The organism is Geotoga petraea, from assembly GCF_900102615.1.
GTDB lineage: Bacteria > Thermotogota > Thermotogae > Petrotogales > Petrotogaceae > Geotoga > Geotoga petraea.
Genome location: NZ_FMYV01000002.1, coordinates 240,640 through 266,019, shown reverse-complemented (window position 1 = coordinate 266,019; position 25,380 = coordinate 240,640). Strand labels below are relative to the sequence as shown.

Annotated in this window: 26 protein-coding genes; all 26 read left to right on the top strand. The window is 28.3% G+C overall.

The window, feature by feature from the left end:
* Positions 1-66: 66 nt before the first annotated feature.
* The 26 genes from BLS00_RS03585 to BLS00_RS03460 are packed head-to-tail and all read left to right on the top strand — an operon-like array spanning position 67 to position 25,380.
* The gene (locus BLS00_RS03585; protein WP_167848967.1) at positions 67-927 is read left to right on the top strand and encodes a diguanylate cyclase; all 861 of its coding nucleotides are present in this window, start codon (positions 67-69) and stop codon (positions 925-927) included.
* 14 nt (positions 928-941) lie between these two features.
* The gene (locus tag BLS00_RS03580) at positions 942-2,147 is read left to right on the top strand and encodes a nicotinamide-nucleotide amidohydrolase family protein (RefSeq protein ID WP_091402892.1); all 1,206 of its coding nucleotides are present in this window, start codon (positions 942-944) and stop codon (positions 2,145-2,147) included.
* The gene (locus tag BLS00_RS03575) at positions 2,140-4,182 is read left to right on the top strand and encodes a chemotaxis protein CheA (protein WP_091402890.1); all 2,043 of its coding nucleotides are present in this window, start codon (positions 2,140-2,142) and stop codon (positions 4,180-4,182) included. Before BLS00_RS03580 ends, BLS00_RS03575 begins: the two co-directional genes overlap by 8 nt.
* Before the next feature lie 14 nt (positions 4,183-4,196).
* Entirely contained in the window at positions 4,197-4,622 is a 426-nt protein-coding gene (locus BLS00_RS03570) for a chemotaxis protein CheW (RefSeq protein ID WP_091402889.1), read from the top strand.
* Between the two features lie 26 nt (positions 4,623-4,648).
* Positions 4,649-5,014 carry a response regulator gene (locus BLS00_RS03565; RefSeq protein WP_091402888.1) on the top strand — a complete coding sequence of 122 codons (366 nt, stop codon included), beginning with the start codon at positions 4,649-4,651 and terminating at the stop codon, positions 5,012-5,014.
* Positions 5,014-5,400: a hypothetical protein gene (locus tag BLS00_RS03560; protein ID WP_091402886.1), complete on the top strand. Its 387-nt coding sequence runs from the start codon at positions 5,014-5,016 to the stop codon at positions 5,398-5,400. Before BLS00_RS03565 ends, BLS00_RS03560 begins: the two co-directional genes overlap by 1 nt.
* Positions 5,390-6,157 (top strand): flagellar type III secretion system pore protein FliP, encoded by a 768-nt coding sequence (gene fliP, locus BLS00_RS03555; protein ID WP_091402885.1) that lies wholly within the window; start codon positions 5,390-5,392, stop codon positions 6,155-6,157. Before BLS00_RS03560 ends, fliP begins: the two co-directional genes overlap by 11 nt.
* Before the next feature lie 2 nt (positions 6,158-6,159).
* The gene (gene fliQ, locus BLS00_RS03550) at positions 6,160-6,426 is read left to right on the top strand and encodes a flagellar biosynthesis protein FliQ (RefSeq protein WP_091402883.1); all 267 of its coding nucleotides are present in this window, start codon (positions 6,160-6,162) and stop codon (positions 6,424-6,426) included.
* A gap of 1 nt (position 6,427) precedes the next feature.
* Positions 6,428-7,198 carry a flagellar biosynthetic protein FliR gene (fliR, locus tag BLS00_RS03545; protein ID WP_091402882.1) on the top strand — a complete coding sequence of 257 codons (771 nt, stop codon included), beginning with the start codon at positions 6,428-6,430 and terminating at the stop codon, positions 7,196-7,198.
* Positions 7,120-8,256: a flagellar biosynthesis protein FlhB gene (gene flhB / locus BLS00_RS03540; RefSeq protein ID WP_240724337.1), complete on the top strand. Its 1,137-nt coding sequence runs from the start codon at positions 7,120-7,122 to the stop codon at positions 8,254-8,256. The genes fliR and flhB overlap by 79 nt, the downstream gene beginning before the upstream one ends.
* A gap of 9 nt (positions 8,257-8,265) precedes the next feature.
* Entirely contained in the window at positions 8,266-10,368 is a 2,103-nt protein-coding gene (gene flhA, locus BLS00_RS03535; RefSeq protein WP_091402881.1) for a flagellar biosynthesis protein FlhA, read from the top strand.
* An 11-nt stretch (positions 10,369-10,379) separates the two neighbouring features.
* Positions 10,380-11,774, top strand: coding sequence for a flagellar biosynthesis GTPase FlhF (gene flhF, locus BLS00_RS03530; RefSeq protein ID WP_091402879.1), 1,395 nt, complete (start codon positions 10,380-10,382; stop codon positions 11,772-11,774).
* Positions 11,771-12,622: a MinD/ParA family ATP-binding protein gene (locus BLS00_RS03525; protein ID WP_091402878.1), complete on the top strand. Its 852-nt coding sequence runs from the start codon at positions 11,771-11,773 to the stop codon at positions 12,620-12,622. The genes flhF and BLS00_RS03525 overlap by 4 nt, the downstream gene beginning before the upstream one ends.
* Before the next feature lie 4 nt (positions 12,623-12,626).
* Complete coding sequence (locus BLS00_RS03520) at positions 12,627-13,205, top strand: hypothetical protein (protein ID WP_091402876.1); 579 nt, start codon at positions 12,627-12,629, stop codon at positions 13,203-13,205.
* A 12-nt stretch (positions 13,206-13,217) separates the two neighbouring features.
* Positions 13,218-13,907, top strand: coding sequence for a flagellar brake protein (locus tag BLS00_RS03515; protein WP_091402875.1), 690 nt, complete (start codon positions 13,218-13,220; stop codon positions 13,905-13,907).
* Between the two features lie 12 nt (positions 13,908-13,919).
* On the top strand, positions 13,920-14,552 hold the full coding sequence (gene cheC, locus BLS00_RS03510; RefSeq protein WP_091402873.1) for a CheY-P phosphatase CheC: 633 nt from the start codon (positions 13,920-13,922) through the stop codon (positions 14,550-14,552).
* The gene (cheD, locus tag BLS00_RS03505) at positions 14,542-15,033 is read left to right on the top strand and encodes a chemoreceptor glutamine deamidase/glutamate methylesterase CheD (RefSeq protein WP_091402872.1); all 492 of its coding nucleotides are present in this window, start codon (positions 14,542-14,544) and stop codon (positions 15,031-15,033) included. The genes cheC and cheD overlap by 11 nt, the downstream gene beginning before the upstream one ends.
* A gap of 13 nt (positions 15,034-15,046) precedes the next feature.
* Positions 15,047-15,742: a FliA/WhiG family RNA polymerase sigma factor gene (locus BLS00_RS03500; protein ID WP_091402870.1), complete on the top strand. Its 696-nt coding sequence runs from the start codon at positions 15,047-15,049 to the stop codon at positions 15,740-15,742.
* Position 15,743: 1 nt separating this feature from the next.
* Positions 15,744-16,055, top strand: coding sequence for a hypothetical protein (locus tag BLS00_RS03495; RefSeq protein WP_091402869.1), 312 nt, complete (start codon positions 15,744-15,746; stop codon positions 16,053-16,055).
* A gap of 28 nt (positions 16,056-16,083) precedes the next feature.
* Positions 16,084-16,572 carry a hypothetical protein gene (locus BLS00_RS03490; protein ID WP_135402764.1) on the top strand — a complete coding sequence of 163 codons (489 nt, stop codon included), beginning with the start codon at positions 16,084-16,086 and terminating at the stop codon, positions 16,570-16,572.
* The gene (locus BLS00_RS03485) at positions 16,545-17,237 is read left to right on the top strand and encodes a hypothetical protein (protein WP_091402866.1); all 693 of its coding nucleotides are present in this window, start codon (positions 16,545-16,547) and stop codon (positions 17,235-17,237) included. The genes BLS00_RS03490 and BLS00_RS03485 overlap by 28 nt, the downstream gene beginning before the upstream one ends.
* A gap of 4 nt (positions 17,238-17,241) precedes the next feature.
* Complete coding sequence (gene mfd, locus BLS00_RS03480; protein ID WP_091402864.1) at positions 17,242-20,166, top strand: transcription-repair coupling factor; 2,925 nt, start codon at positions 17,242-17,244, stop codon at positions 20,164-20,166.
* Positions 20,159-21,499 (top strand): tRNA uridine-5-carboxymethylaminomethyl(34) synthesis GTPase MnmE, encoded by a 1,341-nt coding sequence (mnmE, locus tag BLS00_RS03475; RefSeq protein ID WP_091402862.1) that lies wholly within the window; start codon positions 20,159-20,161, stop codon positions 21,497-21,499. Before mfd ends, mnmE begins: the two co-directional genes overlap by 8 nt.
* Before the next feature lie 12 nt (positions 21,500-21,511).
* Entirely contained in the window at positions 21,512-22,213 is a 702-nt protein-coding gene (locus BLS00_RS03470; RefSeq protein WP_091402846.1) for a hypothetical protein, read from the top strand.
* Positions 22,210-24,201, top strand: coding sequence for an IGHMBP2 family helicase (locus BLS00_RS03465; RefSeq protein WP_091402844.1), 1,992 nt, complete (start codon positions 22,210-22,212; stop codon positions 24,199-24,201). Before BLS00_RS03470 ends, BLS00_RS03465 begins: the two co-directional genes overlap by 4 nt.
* 3 nt (positions 24,202-24,204) lie before the next feature.
* Complete coding sequence (locus tag BLS00_RS03460) at positions 24,205-25,380, top strand: ABC transporter permease (protein WP_091402842.1); 1,176 nt, start codon at positions 24,205-24,207, stop codon at positions 25,378-25,380.

The window sequence follows — 25,380 nt, the reverse complement described above, 5'->3', positions numbered from 1 at the left end:
TTGAGATTTTATAATTTAGTTAATTTATTATATAATAATTATATAGTTTATTATATGAGGTGTAATATGAATTTATTCATAGTGGATGATTCAGTATTGATTCAAAAAAAATTAAAGGATACAATAGAAAAAAATTTTGAAGACATAAATATATCTCTTTTTAATAGTTCCGAAGAATTACTGAATTTTATAGAGATGAAAATAAAAAAACCTGATTTTATTTTTTTGGATGTTATTTTGCCAGGAATCGATGGGTTGAAGACATGCAAAATTTTAAAAAAGCTTTCTGATTTAGATAGTTATATTTTTATTATGACTTCTCAAGATACCGATGAAACTTTGGAAAAAGCTTTTAAATCTGGCGCTGATGATTTTATTTTAAAACCACTTAGAGAACCTGAGATAATTGCGAGATTAAAAACATATATTAAATTAAAAAATTACATAGATAAATTAGAAGAGTTAAACAAAAGAGACTTTCTAACTGAATTATATAATAAAAGTCAGTTTTATGAAAATTTAAAAAAAGTAGTTTATGAGGAAGACGTTTTCTCTGTCTTATTTATTGATATAGACGATTTTAAACAAATAAACGATACGTATGGTCATATGACTGGAGACCATATTCTCGAAGAATTAGGCAAAATAATAAAAAAGTATGAGAACAAAATGATAGTTCCCTTTAGATATGGTGGAGAAGAATTTTCTATCCTGATAAAAAAATACGATCGTCAAAAAGCTTACTTAGTTGCAGAAGAATTAAGAAAAAAAATTGAAGATAAGTTATTTTATAAAAACATAAAAGTAACTATTTCTGGTGGTGTAGCTGATAATTCAAATATTGATAATTATTCTGATATAATAGAGATAGCAGATTCGAAGTTGTATATTGCAAAAAGCAACGGAAAAAATCAAATAGTGATATAAAAAGGAGAATAATATTGAAAGTATCCATACTTGCTACTGGAAACGAAATAGTTGATAAAAAGGTGGAAGAGACAAATTCTAAGTATATTGTAGAAAAAATTCGTAGTGAAAGTTTAAATATAAAAAATATTTTGGCTATTAAAGATGATAGAGAAAGTTTTTATAAATCTTTAAAGTTTTTATCCGAAGATTCTGATATTATATTTATAATTGGGGGGTTAGGACCAACCTTAGATGACATAACAATAGAATCAGTATCAGATTTTTATGGTCTTGAATTGATAGAGGATAGAAAGGTCAAAGAAAAGATCTTGAATTACCATAAAAATAAAGGGCAAATTAGTGAGTTTGGAGTAAAAAAACAATCGAAAGTTATAAAAAGTGCTGAAATATTTTACAATGATTTTGGAACGGCCCCTGGACAGGTAATAAAAATAGACAATAAGATGATAATTATACTACCAGGGCCACCACATGAATTTTCGAATGTTTTTGATAATATTTATGATAAATTTGATATTTTTAAAAATGATGATAAGATAAAATCGAATTTGTATTTTTATGGTGTTACTGAAATGGATTTAACCAAAAAAATTGAATATTTAAAAATAAAAGAAGATTACGGAATATATATCATAAAAAATTTGGGGTTAAGGCTTGATATTAACTATGATGAAGAGATTTTTAAATTCTTTAGGAATGAATACGGAAGTAGATTTTTAGGTACAAAAAATCTTTTAGAAAATTTTTTTGAAATTTTTATTAATAATAAATTGACCTTAGCATTAGCTGAATCATGCACTGGTGGGAAACTATCAGATTACATAACGAGTAAAAGCGGTTCTTCTAAATTTTTCAAGGGAAGTTTCATAACTTATTCAAATGAGTTAAAAAACAAAATTTTGAATGTAAATTTGAATACTCTTAATAGATTTGGTGCTGTTTCAAAAGAATGTGTGTTAGAAATGTCAAAAGGGTTAAAAAATATTACAAATTCAGATGTATGTATATCAATATCTGGAATTGCTGGTCCAACAGGTGGAACAAAAGAAAAACCTGTAGGAACTGTGTATTTTGGTTTAATTATAGATGATGAAGAATACTCATTTAAAAAAATATTCAATGGAGAAAGAGAAGATGTTAAAGAAAAGGCTGTGTACTATAGTTTATGGAAAGCACTTGATCTACTTCAAATGACAGGGAGGTTATCTAATGAGTGATATGGATGTTTATTTAAGTGTATTTTTGGAAGAGGCGAGAGAAAATGTCCAGAATCTTAATGACAATTTACTAAGTTTAGAAAATGATAAAAAAAATCCTGAAATACTAAATGAAATTTTTAGAATTATGCATACTCTAAAAGGGATGGCAGGAACATTAGGTTTTGATGAATTGGCAAAAATGTGTCATTCTATGGAAAATAGTCTTGATAATATAAGAAATGAAAAAATACAAATAAACGGTGATGTATTAGATCTTCTTTTTGAAGGGTTGGATGCTCTTGAAGATTCACTTAATGATATACAAGAAGGTGGAAGAGGGCATACTGACTCAGTAGAAAAAACTAATAAAAAATTTGAGATCTTGCTAAAGGAAGGAAGGATTTCAAAAGACTCATCTTTGAATGCTGCTTCTGAAGAAAAACCTCCAGAAGAAACAGAAAATAAAATTGAAAATTTATCTGAGGATGAATTTTTTATAGATATGGATGATCCAACAAAAGAAACTATGGAAAAGGTCCAAGAAAAAGCCAAAGAAGATGGCTTGAATTTTTATTTTGTAAAAGTTATTTTAAAAGAAGGTGTTCAACTAAAATTAGCAAGAGCATTCATGATTGTTCATAAATTTGAAGAAATGAATAGCGAAATAGTTTATTCAAAACCAACAAGTGAAGAGATTGAAGAGGAAAAATTTGATAGAGAACTTATTTTTGGGGTTATTTCGAAGCACTCAAAAAATAAAATAATTTCTGCTGTTAAATCTGTTTCTGAAGTGGATTTTGTGTTGATAGAAGATTTCGATGAGAAACTTTTTGAAAAAGAAGTAATCGAAGAGCAGGAAAAAGAAGAAAACAATAATGCAGATGATAAATCATCAAAGAAAAGAATTAAAACTACTCAATCAATCAGAGTCGATATTAAAAAGTTAGATGAATTAATGAATCTTATGGCAGAACTTGTTATATCAAGAAGTAGAATACTTGAAACACTTAAAAAGTACAACATAAAAGAAGTAGATGAAAGCTTGTCACAACTTTCAAGAATTACTTTAGACTTACAGAATATAGTTATGAAAGTTAGAATGGTTCCTGTGTCTTTTGTTTTCAATAGATTTCCAAGGCTTGTAAGGGATATATCAAAAGATTTGAAGAAAGAAATTAATCTTATAATCGAAGGAGAAGATACAGAATTAGATAGAACTGTTGCTGATGAAATCGGAGATCCTTTAATCCATTTAATAAGAAACTCATTAGACCATGGTATAGAATCTCCTCAAAAAAGAATTTCAAGAGGAAAATCAAAAACTGGTACAATAAAGCTCTCTGCAAGACACGAAGGCAATGGAGTAATAATTGAAATAGAAGACGATGGAAATGGATTAGATAGAGAACAAATAATAAACAAAGCTATAAGTAGAGGTATAGTTGATCAACAAAAAGCTCAATCTTTCTCGGATGAAGAAGTTTTTAATTTAGTCTTTGAATCCGGTTTTTCTACAAAAGAACAGGCTACAGAATTATCTGGTAGAGGAGTTGGAATGGATGTAGTTAAATCTACAGTAGAAAGTTTAAACGGGACTGTATCTATAGAATCTGAAAAAGGCAAGGGAACAAAAGTTACAATTAGGCTTCCTTTGACATTGGCTATTATTGAAGCATTGTTAATCACAGTCAATAAGCAAGTTTATGCAATACCTATTGCAAATATAGACACAACTCAAAAGATTAGTGATGGGGAGTTAAAAGAAGTACAAGACAGAGAAGTATTTATGCTTAGAGGCGAAGTTATACCTACAGTACGATTGAGAGAAATATTTGGTTATGAAAGAAAACAAAATAATGAGCAAGAAAATATTGTTATCATAAAAGTTGGTAATAAGAAGTTTGGAGTTATTGTTGATAAGTTGTTGGGTCAAGATGATATCGTAATTAAATCATTAGGTTCTTTATTAACTGATGTAAAAGAATTTAGTGGTGGGGCAATACTTGGAGACGGTAGCATTGCATTAATTTTAGATGTTGCGTCATTAATTTAACAGGAGGTATTTTTATGACAGATGTTCTTTCATTTCAAATTCATAATCAAGAATATGCCATAGATGTTGAAGAAATAGAAAGTGTAGTTGATATAGAAGAAGTAACCCCTGTGCCAAATTCAAAAGAATTTATCAATGGTGTTATAAATTTAAGAGGTAGAATAGTTCCTGTTGTTGATTTAACAAAAAAAATTAACATAAAATTACCTGAAGAACATGAATTTGATAATATATTGATATTAAAAATTGACGAACAAGAAATTGGTGTTTTTGTTGATGAAGTAAAAAATGTTTTATCAATAGATGAATCCAATCTTGAAAATATTCAATCAAAAAATGATGTCTACACGGGGAAAGTAAAAGGAACAATTAAAGTACAAAACCGTTTAATAATATATTTAGATATTAGAGCGGTTTTAAATTTAGAAAAAATAGATTAGGATAAATTTTGGGAGGTGCCTTTTTAATGGCTAAAAGCGTTTTAATTACAGATGATGCTGCATTTATGAGAATGATTTTGAAAGATACTTTAACTAAAGCTGGATATGAAATAGCGGGAGAAGCTGCTAATGGTCAGGAAGCAATAGAAAAATATAAAGAATTAAGTCCTGATTTTGTTACTATGGATATAACTATGCCAGTTATGGACGGTATTCAAGCTATAAAAGAAATAAAGAAAATTGATGCTGAGGCTAAAATAATTGTTTGTTCAGCTATGGGGCAACAGGCAATGGTTATAGAAGCTATTCAAGCTGGAGCAAAAGATTTTATAGTAAAACCATTCCAATCAAATAGAGTTATAGAAGCCATTCAAAAATTGGAGCAAAGTTAATGAATTTAGAACAAGTCAGTAATGAAGCATCCTCCACAGCATTGAGTAGCAGTGGAGGAATTTCTATCTTTTTTTGGTTGCTAACAATTATACTCGTTTTAGTTTTAATGGGGTTACTTTATTTTTTGCTTAACAGACTTATGAAGGGTGGTAAAAGGAATACAAAAATTGGACTCATTAAAAAATTTTATATTGATAAAAATTTTTATATAGGTATTCTAAAAATTTTTGACGAATATTATATGGTTTTATTCTCAAACTCTTCAAGTGAAGTTATAAAAAAAATAGACTACGATGAAATACAAGAATTGCTTGAAAATAAAAGTAGTTTTGTAAATACTTTTGCATCTGTTCTAAATAAGGAGAGTAAGGGTAATGAAAAATAAAGTTTTAAGAATTATATTAATTATAATTGTACTATTGATTTCTGTCTCTTCATTTACTCAAACAACTCCAGGGTTGCCAGATGTAACTATTAGTATTGAAGGAGATGCAACTAATTCTCTAACACCAACATTAGAAATAATTTTAATTATAACTGTAATTTCTTTAGCCCCCGGCTTTTTGATGTTGTTAACTAGTTTTACAAGGATAGTGGTTGTTCTGGGTTTTTTAAGACAGGCGTTGGGTACAAGGCAAGCACCCCCTAATCAAGTTCTTTTAGCTTTAGCTTTATTTTTAACAGTTATGATAATGTTTCCAGTTTTCACTAATGTTTATGACAATGCCATAGTTCCATATAACGATGGTGAAATAGGTTATGAAGAAGCTTTAAACGAAGGTTGGAATCAATTCAAAGAATTCATGACTAGTGAAATTATTGCCCATAAAAATCAAGATGATGTTTTTATGTTGGCAAACTATCTTGAGCAACCCGTTGAAGATATAAATGATACTCCATTTCAAATATTGGTTCCAGCATTTGCTTTGAGCGAACTGGAAATTGCTTTTAAAATGGGTGTTTTAATTTATATACCTTTCATTTTAGTTGATATGGTTGTTGCAAGTATACTTCTTTCTATGGGCATGATGATGATTCCACCAGTTTTGATTTCTTTACCTTTTAAAATTATGCTTTTTGTTATTGTAAATGGATGGGATTTACTAATAGGTAGCTTAATTAGAAGTTTTAGGGGTGTTTGAATATGACTGAAGAGTTATTTATTGAGGCTTTTGTTTCGGGGATTAATGTTTTCTTAACTACTATAACCCCAATCTTATTGATAAGTATTGCAGTTGGACTTATCATAAGTATATTTCAAGCTGTTACTCAAATTCAAGAGCAAACTTTAACATTTGCTCCAAAAATAATCGTTACTTTTTTGGCTATAGCATTATTTTTTGGATGGATGATACAAGAAATTGCTGATTATACCACAATGTTGCTTACAGAGTATATGGGAATGATTTAATGTGGAAATACTGTTAGATTACAAATTGTGGATTTTGTTTTTTATAATGGCAAGATTAGTGGGAGTAACTTTGTTGATACCTTATTTCAGCTCCACTTTTGTTCCAAATGTCGTCAAAGTTTTTATTGTTGTTTTTTTGTCCTATCTAATTCTTCCTACCGTGAATCAAGTATTTCCTATAGATGGCAATGTTTTAATGATTGTTTATCATATATTGATCAATTTTATTTTGGGAGTAACCATAGGGATAATGATCCAACTTGTTTTTTATGCGATCCAATTTGCAGGAGAGTTTATGGGTATCCAAATGGGTTTTGCTCTTGCAAACGTTTTAGATCCGAATTTAAATGAACAAGTATCATTAATTTCACAGTTATCTTTTTTGTTTGCATCTGTTATTTTTTTTCTTTTAAAAGGTCATATACTCATGTATGAACTTATAATTTCTTCTTTTGAAAAGGTTCCCGTATTGTTTAATTTAGATGGAGGATCTTATATAATATTTGCACAAAAGTTGGGTGATATATTAGTTATAGGTCTACAATTTGCTATGCCAATAACTGCATTTATGATTTTTATAAAGGTTGCATTGGGAATTATTTCAAGATTAATCCCTCAAATGAACGTTTTTATGGTAGGTTTACCACTCAACATTCTAGTGGGGTTTTTAATTATTATGGTGGTGATCGTAACATGGGAAGAAGAAATATCACAGATATTTTTAGAGATGTATTATTGGGTGAAAAAGTCGATGATTCTTCTTTCTCAATAGATTTACAGCTCTTCGCTGATCCGGATAAAACTGAAGATCCAACTCAGAGAAGAATTGATAAAGCAAGAGAAGAAGGCAATGTAGCACAATCAAAAGAATTTAATATGGCTATTAGTTTTTTAGGTGTAACCGCTTTACTATATTTTATAGGTAGTACACTTGTCGATGATGTAGTCAAAGTTTTTTATGATTATTTTGACCTTAATACTGAGATTATTGATCAGAATCTAATTACCTATGGAATGACTAAACATTTGGGTTTATATTTAAAGGTAGCAATTCTTTTTATAGGAGGAGCATTAATTTCATTGATGCTCGGCCTTATTCAAACCAGATTTCTTTTAGCTCCAAAAGCAATTAAATTTGATATATCAAAAATAAACCCTATTAAGGGATTTAAAAATCTGTTCAGTATGAAAAAGGTCGTAGAATTGCTTAAAAGTTTGGCTAAATTGGCGGTTGTTGGTATTTTATCTTACCAGATAATTGTTGGAAATATGGAAGCAGTTACGGGATTGGTTGATGAAGATATTTCTGCATCAATAACCTTTACAGTATCATTGATAATGCAAATTATGTTTCAGCTTGGTATAGCCCTTTTGATAATTAGCTTAATAGATTTTTGGTATCAAAGGTACGAATATAAGAAGAACTTGAGAATGACAAAAAAAGAAGTAAAAGACGAGTATAAAGACATGGAAGGAAATCCAGAAGTTAAGAAAAAACAAAAGGAATTTATGCAAAAAATAGTTTTTTCAAGGATGATTCAAGAGGTACCAACTGCAGATGTTGTTGTTACTAATCCTACTCATTATTCTGTTGCCATAAAATATGAATCTGGGGCTATGCCTGCACCAAAAGTTGTTGCAAAAGGTATGGATGAAATTGCGTTTAAAATAAAAGAAGTTGCTCGGGAAAATAGTGTTCCTATTGTTGAAAATCCAGTATTGGCAAGAACGTTATATAGGGATGTTGATATTGACGAGGAAATAACTGAAGAATTATATAAACCTGTTGCCGAGGTTCTTGCTTATGTTTATAATTTAAATAAGTCTTGAGGTGTTTACATGAATTTTAAAGGATTAGATGTATTAATTGCATTGCTAATTGTAGGAATGGTTCTTTTAATGGTTTTGCCGATACCATCTTTCTTACTTGATTTATTGCAATTGTTTAATATTGCATTATCTATTATAATTTTATTATCCTCTCTTTATGTAAAGAGAGCGCTTGATATATCTTCTTTTCCATCCTTACTTTTGATAACTACTTTACTTAGGCTATCATTAAACGTATCATCTACAAGGTTAATTTTACTCCAAGGTGAAGATTTTGACGGACAAGTTATTAGAGCTTTTGGTGATTTTGTCGTTGGAGGTAACTTCATAGTAGGTATAGTAATATTTTTGATTTTAGTTATAATCCAATTTTTGGTTATAACCAAAGGTGCAGAGAGAATTTCTGAAGTTACTGCCAGGTTTACGCTGGACGCTATGCCTGGAAAACAAATGAGCATAGATGCTGATTTGTCTTCTGGTTTAATTTCAGAAGAAGATGCCAAAACCAAAAGAGAAGAAATAAGAAGAGAAGCAGATTTTTATGGTGCAATGGATGGTGCCAGTAAGTTTGTTAGAGGAGACGCCATTGCAGGGCTTATTATAACTGTTATAAACGTTGTTGGTGGCCTTTTGATAGGTTCTATAACACATGGAATGTCTATTGGAGATGCTGCCCAATTATACACACTTTTAACAGTTGGTGATGGTTTAGTTGCTCAAATTCCTGCATTACTTATTTCTACAGCATCTGGTATGGTTGTGTCTCGTGCAGCTTCCAAAGAAAACTTTGGTAACGACGTTGTCAGAGAATTGACAAGTGATAAAAAAGTTATGAATATAACAGGCGGAGTTTTAATAACTATCGGGTTAGTATCCCCACTTCCTATTTTACCTTCATTAATTCTTGGAGGTGGCTTAATAACTATTGCATACGTAGAGAATAGGAATATGAAACAAGAAGTAGCTTTGCAGGGAGCTGGAGGAGGAAATGTTGACTCGTTTGCATCTTCAGATAAAGGTGAATCAGCTGAAGAGCAAAAAAGGTCATCTTCTCCACCTTTAACATCTCCTAATGAAGTATCAGAAGTTATTCAAAACGATACTATAGAGGTTGATATTGGTTATGGTTTGATACCATTAGCAGATCCTCAGCAAGGTGGGGATTTACTGGACAGAATAACCATAGTTAGAAAGCAAATTGCTTATGAAATGGGTATAGTAATAGCTCCAGTAAGAATAAGAGACAGCGTTTTATTGAGTTCCAATGAGTATATGATAAAACTGAAGGGTGTTGAAATAGGAAGGTTTGAATTGATCCCAGATAGGCTATTTGCAATAAATTCTGGTATGGCCTCTACAGAATTATCTGGTATAGAATCAGAAGAGCCAGCCTTTGGATTAAAAGCTTATTGGATAGATGAAAATCAAAAAGAAGAGGCTATAAGTTCTGGATATACTGTGGTTGATGCTCCAAGTGTTTTTGCAACTCATCTTTCAGAATTAATCAAAAAATATGCGCATGAAATAATAGGAATAAGAGAATTGGAAATTATAATAGAAGGTCTAAGAGTTAAAAATGCAACTTTAGTTGATACACTTGTTCCAAATATGTTGAAAATGCATGAAATTAAAAATGTAATTAAAGCACTTCTTTATGAAAATATTTCTATAAGAAATATGCCAGTTATTTTTGAAAACTTAATAGAAACTGCGGATAAACATGGATACGATTTGGAAAAATTAGTTGAAAATGTAAGAATTGGATTAGGGAGACAAATTTGTGAGGGATTAAAATCTTCAGATAATCAGGTACATGTAGTTGCTCTTGACTCTTCTGTTGAGAAGAAAATATTAGAATCAATTACTGAAGGTGAAGAAGGACGTTTAGTTGCATTGGAACCAGAATATAGTAATCTAATGATAGAAAAAATTTCTAAATCTTTAGAGAATATAATGATGAAAGGATATAATCCAATATTAATTTGTTCAAAAAGTATAAGATTTCCACTTGCAAACTTAATCTTAAGATTTGTTCAAAATATAAATATAATAGCATATGAAGAAGTTCCTTCTGATTTATCTTTGAATGTTGATGAAGTTATTACCATTTAGGAGGTATTTTTATGAAAGTAAAAAAGTATATGGTTAAAAATATATCTGAAGCAATGGACCAAATAAGAAATGATTTTGGTGACGATGCATATATTTTGGATACTAAAAAAGTGAAAAAAGGTGGTTTTTTTGGCTTTGGTGGAGAAAAATATGTTGAGGTAACCGTACTTAGCGAGAAAGAAAAAAATAAAAAAGACAATGATAATTATACCTCCCAATCGAATTCAATATATTCAATGAACGATATGGTTAATAGAAATAAAAGGTTGAATGATAGAATAAATTCAAATAAAAATGGTAATAGTGATCAAAATACTGGAGAGAAATTAGACATAAAAGAGAATGAAGATATGCAGTCTTTGCTAGAACTTATAAATTCACAAAGAGAAGTTTCTAAAAGTATAGATGAAGAAGCAAAAAGCTTTTACAATAATCAAAAAAACAATTATCAGAGTATAAAATATGATCAAGAAAAACAAAAAAAAGAGATAACAAAAAAGAGCCCGTCAGGCTATTCTAATCAAAGCTTAGAAAGGAAAAAAATAGATGAGAAAAAAGATAACTCTAATGAGAATTTAGATGAAATAAAAAACCTTATAAACAAGTTGAACAACAAAATAAACTCTGGAAATGAGTTTGTTTCAGAGTTAAAAGATAATTTAAAAGAGTCTGGTCTTAGTAAAGATATAGTAAATGAAATAATGGAAGAAGTAGATTCTGAAAATATTACAGAAAATTGGAAAAGTGATGTAACACTTTTAAATAAAATAAAGAACATTCTAATGAAAGATATCCAAATAAATAAAGAAGAAAATTTACAAGGTAAGATAATGTTAGTTGGACCAACAGGTATTGGAAAAACGACAACACTTGCAAAAATTGCAGCAATAATAAAAAGAAAGAATAAGAAAGTTGCAATTGTAACTATTGATACATATAGGATAGCAGCAGCAGACCAACTGAAGATTTATGCAGATATAATGGGTATACCTGCTTATGTTTGTTATACTCCAAAAGATTTACAGCTAACTATAGAATCTTTGCGAGAAATGGACACAATTTTAATAGATACTGCAGGAAGAAGTCATAAAAATGATCTTCAATTAGGAGAGTTGAAAGCTTTCATGGATACTGTTAATCCTGATAAAAAAATATTGGTTTGCTCTTCTAATGTAAATACTAATGATTTAATAGATATATATGAAAAGTTTAGTATTTCTAATCCAAATTCTTTGATATTTACAAAATTGGATGAAACCTCTTCATTTGGACAAATAATTTCTTTGTCTAAATATACTAATTTACCAGTTGATTATATAACTACAGGACAAAAGGTCCCTGATGATATTGAAAAGCCGGATTATGATAAATTAGTCTCAGAGGTTATCAAGGGGGTCGTGAAATGAGTCCGGGATACCAAGATCAAGCAGAAAGTTTAAGAAGTCAATTTAAAAAATCTGATACAAAAATTATATCTATATCTGGAGGAAAAGGTGGGGTTGGGAAATCAGTTTTTGCCGTAAATCTCTCTGCCGAATTAGCCAAAAGAGAAAAATCAGTGTTATTATTTGATTCTGATGCTGGGTTTGCAAACGCTGCAATATTACTCGGTAAAAATGTTAAATATAATATGAGTGATTACATAGATGGAAGAGCTACTCTTGATCAATGTATTCAAGAAACTAAATACGGTGTGGATGTAATAAGTTCTGGATTTGATTTTAAAGATTGGAAACTTTTTCAGAATGGATTCACTTCTTCAATGACAGAAGATTTCTTTTTAAAAGCAAAAGATCATGATTATTTAATTATAGATATTGGTGCTGGTTATTCGGATAAATTAAACTCTTTTTACTTGGCCTCAGATAAAATATTTTTAATCACAATACCAGAGCCAACTGCCATTGTAAATGCATACACCCTTATAAAAGCCCTGTCTTTTATAGGAGTACATTCAGAACTTGATATAATATTAAATATGATAAGAGAAAAAAGTGAGATAGAGCCTGTTAAACAGGTAATCAAAAAAACTGTTAGCAACTTTCTTGGAAAAGATATTGCTAATTTTTACGATGTTTATTATGATAAAAGAGTACATGACTCAATCAAAAGCCAAACACCCATAGTAAATCAAAACATAAACAACAAATTTAAAAAATCCTTAGAACTGATTGTAGATGACATCTTGAATATTGAGCCAAATAATGAAAAAAGCTTTACTAAAAGATTTAAAAATATTTTTGGGATGAGTTGATTATATGAAAAATGAAATAATTTACATAATATTAAAACTAGCACTAAGCAGGGGAAACTTAATAAAAGTAAGAAGTAAACAATTTTTAGATGAAGCAAGAATAATTTCATATAAAAACAAACGATTAAAAATAGTAAAGCCCACTTTCGATGTTAATGAAAATGATAACCTATTACTTGATATAGTGTATAATGGGACTTTTAAGTTAAATGGAGTATGTGTTGATAAAAACGAGCACGACATAACACTTAAGATTAAAGAAGATTTTCAATATATTACTAAAAGAAAAGATTTTAGAATTCCGTTGTTTATTCCTATTATTATTAATGATAAAATTAATGCAGTTTTAGTTGATTTTAATTCTTCAAATTATTTAGCTTTGTTAGCTTTTAAAGGAGAAATAAAATACGGAGATTTAATTTCAATAAAAACGAAAAATATAGATGATATAATATTAGAAGGGAAATGCGAAAAAGTAAGAGATGAATTATTCAATATGGAAAGGGTCGTTGTAAAAGTCAATTCAAAAAATTCACAAAAAGCTATTGAGATGTTCAACAAATTAATAGAATACTATGTCTAATGGGGGAATAATATGTCTGATTTTGTTGAAAAAGTTTCTGCCAAGAGAAATATATCTATAAATATGCCTATTGAAATAGAGGTAGATGAAGAATATTATGAAGGCAACTATAAAAGTATAATACACGAATATAATAGTAAGTCTGGTTATGCTAAAATAGGAATTCCAATGTATAAAGGTGCTTTAATAAAACTTCCAAAAGGCATTAAAATTAGAATTAGAATTTATTCAAATACAGCAGTATTTTTATTTAAAACTATCATACTACAATCGGGACAAGAAAATAATATAAGGTTTTTGGTAGTTAAAGTCCCTGAGGTTATATATAAAGTTCAAAGAAGAAAATATGTGAGAATTCCAATTTCCGAAGATGGATATTTCTATTTAAAAAAGGAATACGAAGAAATGGACGATCCACCTAAACATAAGTTTGTCAGTAAAGATTTTTCTGCAGGTGGACTTTCTATAGTTTCAGATTATGACCTTGTAGAAGGAGATAGAGTTTTCATAAATATGAATATAAAAGAAGGTCTTAAAATAGAAAACTTTGAAGCAGAAGTTGTGAGGAAAATTGGCGAAACAGATGTAGGAAGAAAAATTTTTGGTTTGGAATTTACGAACTTAGATACAAAAACAGAGAAAAAATTTGTTAAATTTGTTTTTAGGTATGAAATTCAATCTATGAAGAGGAACAGACTTTAATGGGGGGTTAATATGTCTTTATATGAAAAAATAAATAAAATGCATTTAGATGCACTTAAAGAATTTGGCAATATTGGAGCTGGAAATGCAGCTACTTCAATTTCAATGATGCTAAACAAAAAAACTGATATAAATGTTCCCGAAGTAAAGCTAATTTCTTTATCTGATTTATGGAAAATATTTAAGGATCCTGAAGAAATAACAGCTGGTGCAATGATTGGTGTTGGTGGAGAGTTAGATGGAGCAATATTATTTTTAATGGGAACTGAAGATATAAAAAAAGTTTTGGAAATGATGATGCTTCCAAAACCAGAAGATCTTACAGAACTTGATGAAATGAATAGATCTGCTATAGGAGAATTGGGAAATATTATGTGTAGTTCTTATGTTGTTTCATTATCTCAATTTACTAATTTAAACATTCATTCGTTACCACCTAAGGTTGTAGTTGATATGATTGCAGCCATAGTTTCTGAAGTATCTCTTATAACAACCGATGGTTCAGATTATCTTATATTGATAGAAACAAATATGAGTGTAGAAGATTTTGAAAAAGAAATTTCAGGATATATCATTTATATTCCAGATGAAGCTTCTTTGAATAAAATATTGAAAACTATGGGGCTGGGAATTGATGAAGAATAAAAAAATAATTGGTATAGGCGAATATACAGTTTCCAATGATAATGAAGAATTGATCGTAACCCTTGGACTGGGATCTTGTGTAGGGGTATGTTTGCTTGATAAAAAAAAGAAAATAGGAGCAATGATTCATGTCATGCTACCTGATTCAGGGGGAAAAGATACTCCTAAACCAGGTAAGTATGCTGATTCAGGTATAAAAATAGTATTGAATGAAATGAAAAATAAAGGCGCAAATTTATCAAGTATAGAAGCAAAGATAGCTGGTGGAGCAGCAATGTTTGGAAATTCCAGCAAAACTATGGATATTGGAAAGAGAAACGTTGAAGCTATAAAAAATATACTAAAACAAGAAAATATAAGAATAGTTGCAGAAGATACAGGGGGAAATAGAGCAAGAAGTATAGAATTTAATGTAAACAATTCTGAACTGATGATAAAAAAAGTTGGTGGTGGAGAAAAGGTTGAAATAAAAGTAATCTAAAAAGGGTGAGTATATGTATAAAATGGATAAAGACCAAATAGTCAGAAATTTTTTGCCCAAAATAAAAGCAATAGCTATTAACCTTCTTAATACACTTCCAAAAAGCGTTGATTTAGATGACCTTATTCAAGAAGGAGTTATTGGGTTACTACAATCCTATGAAAGGTATGATCCTACCCAAGGAGCAACCTTTTATACGTATGCTTTGACCAGGATAAAAGGTTCAATGCTTGATTATCTTAGAAAGATAGATTGGCTTCCAAAAGAGATTAGGCATTTGATAAAAAAATATGAAGAGTTTGTTTATAAACACCAGGATGAGAATTTTACTGATGAAGAAATTGCAAAAGAACTTGAAGTAGAACTCACTGATATTCAAAAGATTAAGTATTCTATTAACAAATCTCAGATTTTAGAATTAGATAATTATCTTCTCAATATAGGTGAAGATTTTATAGAAGCAAAGGAAAAAAATAATGAAAATGATCCTGAGATATCTGCTTATAAAGAAATTTTAGAAAATGAATTGAAGGAACAGATAAAAACCTTAAAAGAAAAAGAACAATTAATTTTGTCTTTATATTATGAAAAAGAGTTGACTTTTAAGGAAATTGGAGAAGTGATTGGGGTTAGCGAATCAAGAATATCACAGATTCATTCTTCTATAATTATTAAATTAAAGAAGAAAATGAATCAAGGAGATGATTGATATGTCAGAACTACATAATTACCAAATTATGGTTCAAAAAAATGTTCAAGCTTCTCAAAATATTCAAGGTATTTCTAATGCTCAAGATTCTTCAAGAATGATAAGCCTCTTCAATAAAGTTAAACAATTTCAAGAGAGTAAAAAGAAAGTTAATGAGAACAATAAAACAGAAAATAGTAAAGTAAATCCGGATGGGAAAAATAAAAATAACATTATGAATTTCAATTCTCAAAAAGAGAATAAAGATATAGATAAAAAAAATAATTTTAAATTTGATGAATATCGAGGAAATACTATAGACGTTAGACTTTAAAGGAAGTGAAATGATGATCGGATATTTTATGATTTACAAATCTCCCGAAGACAAATATTCTGGTGGTTTGATGACTTTGAATGACAAAGGACTTCCAACTAATTTCAAATATACTGAGCCGATAAAACCAAGTAAAATACAAAAAATAATTTATGGAAATAATTTAAAAAGTTTTTTGGCTTCTGAAATAATTGGTAAAAAAATATTAGAAGGTGAAAATGATATAGATTATTTTTTTATAGATGATAATGAAATTTTAGATTTTATAGATACTGATAAACTTCTCGTTTACATAAAAGAATCTTATTCTGATATGGAAAAAAGTGAAAAAGAAAACGAAACTTTTATAAATATATCAGATAAAAAAACATACAAATTAATTTTTTCCAAAAAAGCTGGAGAAGATCTGATTGGGAAAATTAAAGATAATGCTGAATATTTTAATTTATCTGAACCATTCATAAGATTAAAAGAGGCTTTAGAATTTATATGCTCTTCAAACGAAAGTCACAAGTAAAAGAAATGGACATTCAATTTTATCTTAGACCTAAAGAAAATAATATTAGTAATTTAAAAACAGCGGACATGAACAATATGAGTCCGCGTTTTGTTTGTGTTAATAATAAAATAGATAGATTTAACATTGAAATAAACAATGGATTGGAAGTTGAAAAGGTAGAAAAACGCAATTTATATGATTTGTTCGAAACGAAAAAAATTGAAGCTTTAGATATTGAAACAAACAAGCTATTGGCAAAAATTTCCTTTGAAGAACCTTTAAAAAATACTGTTAATTTTATATTTGACCTAAAATTATTTTATTCAGAAGGGTTTAATGCAACGGTATATAGATTTGATATTAATTACGATATAAAATTAAAAAAGGTAAAACCAAAAAAAGTAATCGAAAAATTAGCTATCAATCAATTGAAGAGAAATGTTAATAAAAATTACATAAAACAACTTGTTTTGGAATTGGTTCAAGAAGAAAGTTTAAAATTATCAAACGTAAAATTTTTTGGTTTTTTCAAGTCTGTTCCAATTGGTAAAGAAGTTTTTTACTCATGGAATAAAGGTAATTTAGTGTGTAAAATAGAAAAAAGCGTAGATCTATATCTCGATTCTATAGCTTTTATTGATGTTTCAACAGATGAGAAATATTTGAAGTTTATCCGGAGGTAATAAAATGAACAAAGATATTATAAAATATATAAAAGATAACCCTACAAATAAAACAAGAGTTTTTATTTTCCCTGAATACACCAATTTAGAAATAGAAGATGAAAATCTGAATGTTTTTCCTGATTATGATATTTTTCCTTTTGAAGACATAGACATCTCTTCGAAAATAAAGAAACAAAGACTGAATATTATGTATAAATTAATCAAAGGTAAAGATTTAAACCTTGTTACAACTCTTCATTCTATGACAAGATTCACTATACCACCAGAAAATTTTTATATAAAAAATTATTCTTATGGTGATAATTTCATTGATGAATTATATGAGATAGGTTATAAAAATGTTTTTGAAATAACAGAGCCATCAGAATATTCAAAGAGAGGATTTATAAGAGACATTTTTGTTCCAATATATAAAAACCCTATAAGGTTGGAACTTTTTGATGATGAAATAGAGAGGTTAAATTATTTTGATCCTTTAAATCAAAAATCTATAAAAAAGATTGAAAAATTTGATTTAGTTCCTGGCAGTGAAATTTTCTATGATCAATTTAACATAAATTTGATGAATGAAAGATTGAAATCGGAAATGAAAAAGTTTAAAGAAATTGAAGAACTAAATATAGATATGCTCAATTATTTTCCTTCTCTTTTTCATAAAAATAAAGCTACTTTGTTATCTTACTTACCAAAAGATACTGAGTTTATAATAATTGAAAAAGATAAAATTGTAAAGACTTTTACAGAAAAAGAAAGAGAAAATATAGAGATGTCAGATTCCAAGGTTAAAAAAGCCATTTACAAAAAATATTCAGGTATGAATATTCAAATATTAGATACTATAAATTATAAAGAATTAGACATAAAATTAAAAAGAAAAAAAGTGAAACAAACAGAAGATAAGGAAAAAGATTTAGAGTATTTACCTCTATTAGATTGGGAAGATTTAAAGGAAGATGATCTTATAGTACACGATGATTATGGTATAGGCGTTTTCAAAGGGGTTAAAATAAAGTCAACTCCCATAGGGAAAAGAGAATACATAACTATTGAATATAGCAATAAATCGAAAATATTTGTTCCTGTTGAAAGATTGGATAAAATTTCTAAGTATATTGGAGACAAGTCTAAAGTTAGAATTTCTTCTTTGAATGGGAAAAAGTGGAAGAAAACTAAAAAAGAAGTTGAGAAAAAAATTCATGAAAAAGTTAAAAAGCTTCTTGAAATCTATGCCCTAAGAGAGAATAAAAAAGGAAAGATAATAAAAGGAGATGAAGAGTTAGAAAAGAAGTTGCAAGAAACATTTCCTTATGTTGAAACAAATGACCAATTGAAGAGTATAGAAGAAATAAACAGAGATTTGATGTCTAACAAACCTATGGATAGACTATTAGTTGGTGATGCAGGTTTTGGCAAAACTGAAGTAGCCCTAAGAGCTGCTTTCAAAGCTATAATTGATAATTATCAAGTTCTTTTTTTAGCTCCAACGACAATTCTTTCTCAACAGCATTATGATACTTTTGTTGAGAGGTTAAAGGGATTTGGAGTTAACATAAAATTATTGAACCGACATATAACACCAAAAGAAAGAAATGAAATAATTAAACAAGCATCATTAGGTGAAATCGATATTTTAATTGGTACTCATTCACTTCTTTCAGAAAAAATCAAGATTAAAAAATTAGGCCTTGTTATAATAGATGAAGAACAGAGATTTGGAGTCCTTCAAAAAGAGAGACTTAAAGAATTAGAGCTGGGGGTTAATTTTTTAATGATGAGTGCTACACCTATTCCACGTACGCTGTATATGTCTATAAGCGGATTGAGAGAAATATCAACTATTTCAACTCCACCTTTCGGTAGAATGCCAATTCAAACATATATTGGTAATTACTCAGATAGAATAGTCAGAATAGCAGCATTAAGAGAAAAGTCAAGAGGTGGACAGATATTATATGTTCATAATAGAGTAAATGGGCTAAAGAAGATTTATGAATATTTAAAAAACCTTATTCCTGAAATAAAAATTGAGTATCTACACGGTAGAACTAACAAAATAGAGTTTAACAAAATAATTAATAGATTTTATAACAATGAAATTGATATGTTAGTAACTACTTCTATAATAGAAAATGGAGTAGACATACCAAATGTAAATACCATAATAATTGATGATTCTCAAAGATATGGTATTTCTCAACTTTATCAATTAAAAGGTAGAGTAGGAAGGTCTAAAAGAAGAGCTTTTGCATATTTCTTATATAAGGATTCACTTACTAATGATAGTAAAAGACGTTTAGAAGCTATGAAAAAATTTAATGAACCTGGATCAGGTTTGAAATTGGCCTTAAGAGATTTAGAAATAAGAGGATATGGTGATGTTTTAGGTATTGATCAAAAAGGGCACATAAATTCTATAGGTCTTCATTTATATAAAGATATCTTAGAAGAAACTGTCAATAAAATGACAGGAAAAGAAACTATAGAGAAAAAACAAAAAATCTATACTGAAATAAAAGGTATAAAAGGTTCACTATTGATTCCAGAATATTATATAGGAAATTCCATTGAAAGAATGAGAATTTACAGAAGAATATCTATTCTATCAAATTTAGATGAATTAAATGAACTGTATAAAGAAATTGAAGATAGATTTGGTAAAATACCTGAAGAGTTAACCAATTTATTTGATTATGCAAGAATTAGAATAAATGCCTCATATAATGGGATTAGGCTAATTGAAATTGGGGACAATTATGTTAAACTTGTATTTGACGAGGATGTTGTTCCAAGAAAAGAAGACTTTAATTTTAAAGTTAAAAGAATAAATCTTGATCCAAAAACAAATGAAATGATTATATATGGTATAAAAAATTTTAAAGAATACTTCAACAAAGTTTTGAAAATAGGAGAGAAAGAGAATGTTTAAAGATACAATAGTTGCTTTAAGTTCTTCATATGGAATATCTGCTATTGGTGTTATAAGAATTAGTGGAAATAATGTAGAAGATATAATAAGGAACCATTTAAGAAAGAGTTTCAAACCAAAAAAAATGTATTATAACTGGTTTATAGATAATGAAAAGAAAATTGATGAAATCACATGGACATTCCACAAAGGGCCTAAGTCTTATACAGGAGAAGATATGCTTGAAATATTTTGTCACGGTGGTCCAAAGATAATAGAAGAATTAATAACTATCTTAAAAAGATATTCAAGAGATGCAATAGAAGGAGAATTTTCAAAAAGAGCTGTATTAAATAACAAGATGGATTTAATAAAAGCTGAATCTATTAACAACATGATTCATTCAGAAACAGAGTTATCTCTTGATGCTTCAAGAAATCAAGTAACTATGGGATTATCAAAGGATATTAGTAAAATAGAAAAAGATCTCTTAGATCTCTCAACAGAAATAGAAGTAGAACTCGATTATCCAGATGATATAGCCTTTGAAAGTGAATCAGATACCCTTAAAAATAAAGTGGATAGCATTATAAAAGCTGGCAAAGAAATATTATTAAATGCAGACAATGGAATTATGGCTGTACATGGGATTAAAACAGCAATTGTTGGGAAACCAAACTCTGGTAAAAGTACGCTATTAAATGCTCTATTACGAAAAGATAGAGCTATAGTTACAGATATCCCAGGGACAACAAGAGATACTATAGAAGAAAATTTAAACATCAAAGGAATATATTTAAGAGTGATAGATACAGCTGGTATAAGAGAATCCGAAGATAAAATAGAGAAAATAGGAATTCAAAAATCTATTGATTCAATTAAAAACTCTGACTTAATTATATTTATTGTTGATGGATCAAACCCAAATAAAGATGATGAAAAAATATTTGAAAAAATTAATAAAGATTATAAAAACAAAGAGTTAATAATTGTTCTAAATAAAAACGATGATAAAAATTTTGTTCAACCATTTTTTTTAAAAAATTATCATTATATAAGTATATCTGCTAAAGAAGGTAATATAAAAGACCTTGAAGAAGAAATTTATAAGAAATTTATAAATAAATTGACTATAAAAAAACCATTACTTACAAATAGTAGACAAAAAGATATCTTGAAAGAAACCCTAAATCATTTAGAAAAAGCATCGAATAACATTGAAAATGGCATATCTAAAGATTTTATAATGTTTGATATAAGAAAGGCGTTGGAAAAAATTTATGAATTAAATGGTAAAAACTATAACGAAGAAATGTTAAATAATTTATTTTCAAATTTTTGTGTTGGCAAATAAGGAGTGGGTTAAATGAATATAATTTTATCTGTTTTATTTGGGTTAATTCCCTTATTACAATTTTTTATTCAAGGATACCTGTTTTTTGGGGTATCTCTATTATTATTAATAATTTCTTATTTTGTTATTAGAAGAAAAGGGGCTATTAATTTTATGATTGAATCAACTTTGTTGTTGGCAATGCAGGTTATTTTAGTGATCATTGATGTTTCAAATATATTTTTGTTTATATATATCGCTTTAGCTTCTGCACTTTTATATTTAGCTTCTATGGAAGACAGAAAAATTGATGAATTAAAAAGTTTTATAAAACAAGCTGGTTATGATCCTGAAACTTTTAATTTTATTTTTTGCTTTTTTGGTTTGGGTCAAATAAAAAATTTAGATGAACTAAAAAACCTTAAAAGCGCTGTTTTAGGATATGGAAAAGATGGCATTGCTTATAGTGTAAAAATGGAAACTGGAGATATAAACAGATTTTTAAGTTATGATGAGTTGAGCGATTATGGTATGTTTCGATTGGAAAAAGAACAAGAACCATATTTTCAAAAAACATGGGAGTTATTTTGGCCGAGCAGCAGACTAAGAACTTTGCATAAACCGCAATTAGAAACATTTGGACTGTTTTTCGTTGTTAAAGATGAAATTGTGACATTTTATGAAGAACCAGGATTACTATATAAGGTAGCAAATTACCTTGATGATAATGCATGATAGATGAAAAGAAATATTATGAGACTTTTAACCAGGCAATAAAAGAAGAAAGAAAAGCAGAAATCGAATCCACTATTTCAGAAATAAAAAATATATCAGGTAAAAAAAGAGAAGAAAAAGGAAGGGCAATTTTAAATCTTGATGGAAGGATTTCTGGATATGAAATAGGTGGTTTTACAGTAATAAAATATGGTAGAAAAAAATATATAGACACTAATATCTCTGTTGGAGATGAAGTTTTGATAAGCAAAGGAGATCCACTAAAATCTGATTATCTTGCAACGGTTACAAACATAGGAAATAGATATATTGAGGTTGTTGTAGCAGGCGGTGTTCCTTATTGGGCACTTAAGAATATAAGATTAGATTTATATTTTAATGATGTCACATATTCAAGAATGAAAGATGCCTTGAAAAGGTTTAGAAATAATTCTGAATATTTTCAAAATCTCAAAAATATTTTGTTGGAAAAAGAAAAGCCTACTATAAACAATTTAGAGTGTCAAATTGATTTTTTTGATGATAGACTAAATAAATTTCAAAAAGAAGCTGTAAAAAAATCTATTAAAGAAAATGATTTATTTTTATTATATGGCCCCCCAGGTACTGGAAAAACTAGAACAATAACTGAAATAATATTGCAAGAAGCAAAATTAGGTAAGAAAATACTTGCAACTGCAGAATCAAATGTTGCTACAGATAATTTGGTTGAATATTTAACAAAGATTCCTCACAATTTTAAAATTATAAGGATAGGGCATCCTGCAAGGGTTAGCGAAAGAATAAAAGATATGCTAATTTATAATGCCGTTAAGAATAAACAAAGTTATATTAATGCTCAGAAAATGAGAGAAGAGATGAATGAACTTATTGAAACAAGAAACAAGTATAAAAAACCAAATCCGAGTTTAAGGCGCGGAATGTCTGATGATCAGATAAAAAAACACGCAAGAAACAAAAAGTCTTTTAGAGGAATAAATCCAAAAAAAATGAAATCTATGGCTAAATGGATTAAATACAATGAAATGATAGATGAATTATACATGAATATTAAAGATTTAGAAGAATTTGCTTTAGATTCTGTGATAGAAGAATCTGATATTATAATCACTACAAATGCTACGGCTGGTTCAGATTTTTTAGAAGATAAAAATTTTGATGTTTCAATAATAGATGAAGGATCGCAATCTATGGAGCCATCAAGTCTTATAAGTGTCACTAAATCAAAAAAATTTATAATGTCTGGTGACCATAACCAATTACCTCCTACTATTCTTTCTGACAAAGCTAAAGATGTTCTATCTAAAACACTTTTTCAAAGAATGATAAATAAATATCCAGAGAATTCCTACATGTTGAAAATTCAGTACAGGATGAATGAGCAAATAATGGAAATTCCAAACAAGTTTTTTTATGGAAATGAATTAATAGCTGACGATTCTGTAAAAAATCATACTATAAAAGATTTGATAAATATTGACGATTATGATGATATTTTGGATCCCAACAAAACTGTTGTTTTTTTAAACACAAGTGCATCTGATAAAAAAGAAGAAGAACAAAAATTTGGTTCAAAATCAAGAAGAAATATTTTTGAGTCAGATGTGATAGTTGAAATTCTTGAAAAATTCAAAAAAAGAAATTTTGATTTAGAAAATATTGGTATTATAAGTCCATATTTTGATCAAATTGAGCTAATAGAAGAAAAAATAAAAAATAAATTCAACTTAGTTCCTGAAATTAGCACTGTTGATGGTTTTCAAGGTAGAGAAAAAGAAGTTATTATTATTTCAAATGTTAGAAGCAATGAAAACTCTGATATTGGATTTTTAGAGGATTATAGAAGATTAAATGTTTCAATAACAAGATCAAAAAGAAAACTTATAATAATTGGCGATTCAGAGACATTAAAGGAAAATGTTTATTATAAAAATCTAATAGAACATTTAAAAGAAAAAGATCTTTTTATAGATATAACATGGGGGTAGAAAATGAAGATATTTAAACTATCGATATTCGAAATAAAAAAAATATTTAGAAACCCAGGAATGCTTGTTTTGATAATTTTAATACCGATTATTATAGCTTATTTAGGAGCTTCTTTTTATCCAGAAAATTTAATGGGAGAACATAAAATTGGTATTTATAACCAAGATAATTCATTTTTAGGTAGATTTGGTTTTATTTTTTTGAAGCAGTTTTTAAAATGGGATAATACAGTTGAAATTAATTCAGAGGAAGAACTTCAGAGTTTCATAGCAACTCGAGATTTTGATTCAGTTTTGATGATCCCGAAAGGTTTTATAGATTCTCTTAGAAATTATGAAGAAAACGAACTTTATATTATTCCAAATCCGGATAAATTACAGGATGCTTTTTCTTTTTATACTATTGTAGACGCTTTGTTCAAAGAATTAAGTGGTATACCAGAGTTGTCAAGTGGATCTACTACCAATTTTTTACTTCAAGGTGGTATATCAGTTGATGAAAATAGGAAAAAGCCAGAAATTAAGTTGTTAATCCCTCAAGTTAATTCAAATGAACTAAAACTTTCAGAAAATTCAAGTTTAGGATTTAAAGATATATTTTCTCCAGTTGTTGCTGTTATTATGATCCTTTTATTTTCAATGATTGGCATTGGTAATAGTATTTCACAAACTAAGGAGAATGGATTGTTTGATATCTATAGGGCTAATGGTTTAAAAATTTATGAGTTTATTGGCTTTAAATTTATAGCTTATTTTTTAATTGGCCTTGTAGCAAGTATTTATTCTTGGTACATTTATAGGGCTTTTGGAGTTACTTCTGTTGCATCAGAAATAAACATATTGTTGATTATCTCTTTAAATGTATTTGTTTATACATCTTTAGGAATCCTTATATCAAGTATAACAAGTAATTCAAAGTCAACATCATTTTTTTTAACGGCTTTAACGGGAGGATTAGTCTTGTTTGGAGATGTATTAATACCTATACCAAAAGATTCTATAGTATTACAATTCTCTAATTTTTTACCGATTAAATATTCTATAGAATCTTGGAGAAAACTTTCTATTTTGGGATATTCAATGGACAATATATCAAAAGAAATTATATATTTATTGACATTTGGTTTGGTATTTTTGATTTCATCTTATACATTGATGTATATAAAAAATAAAAGGTAG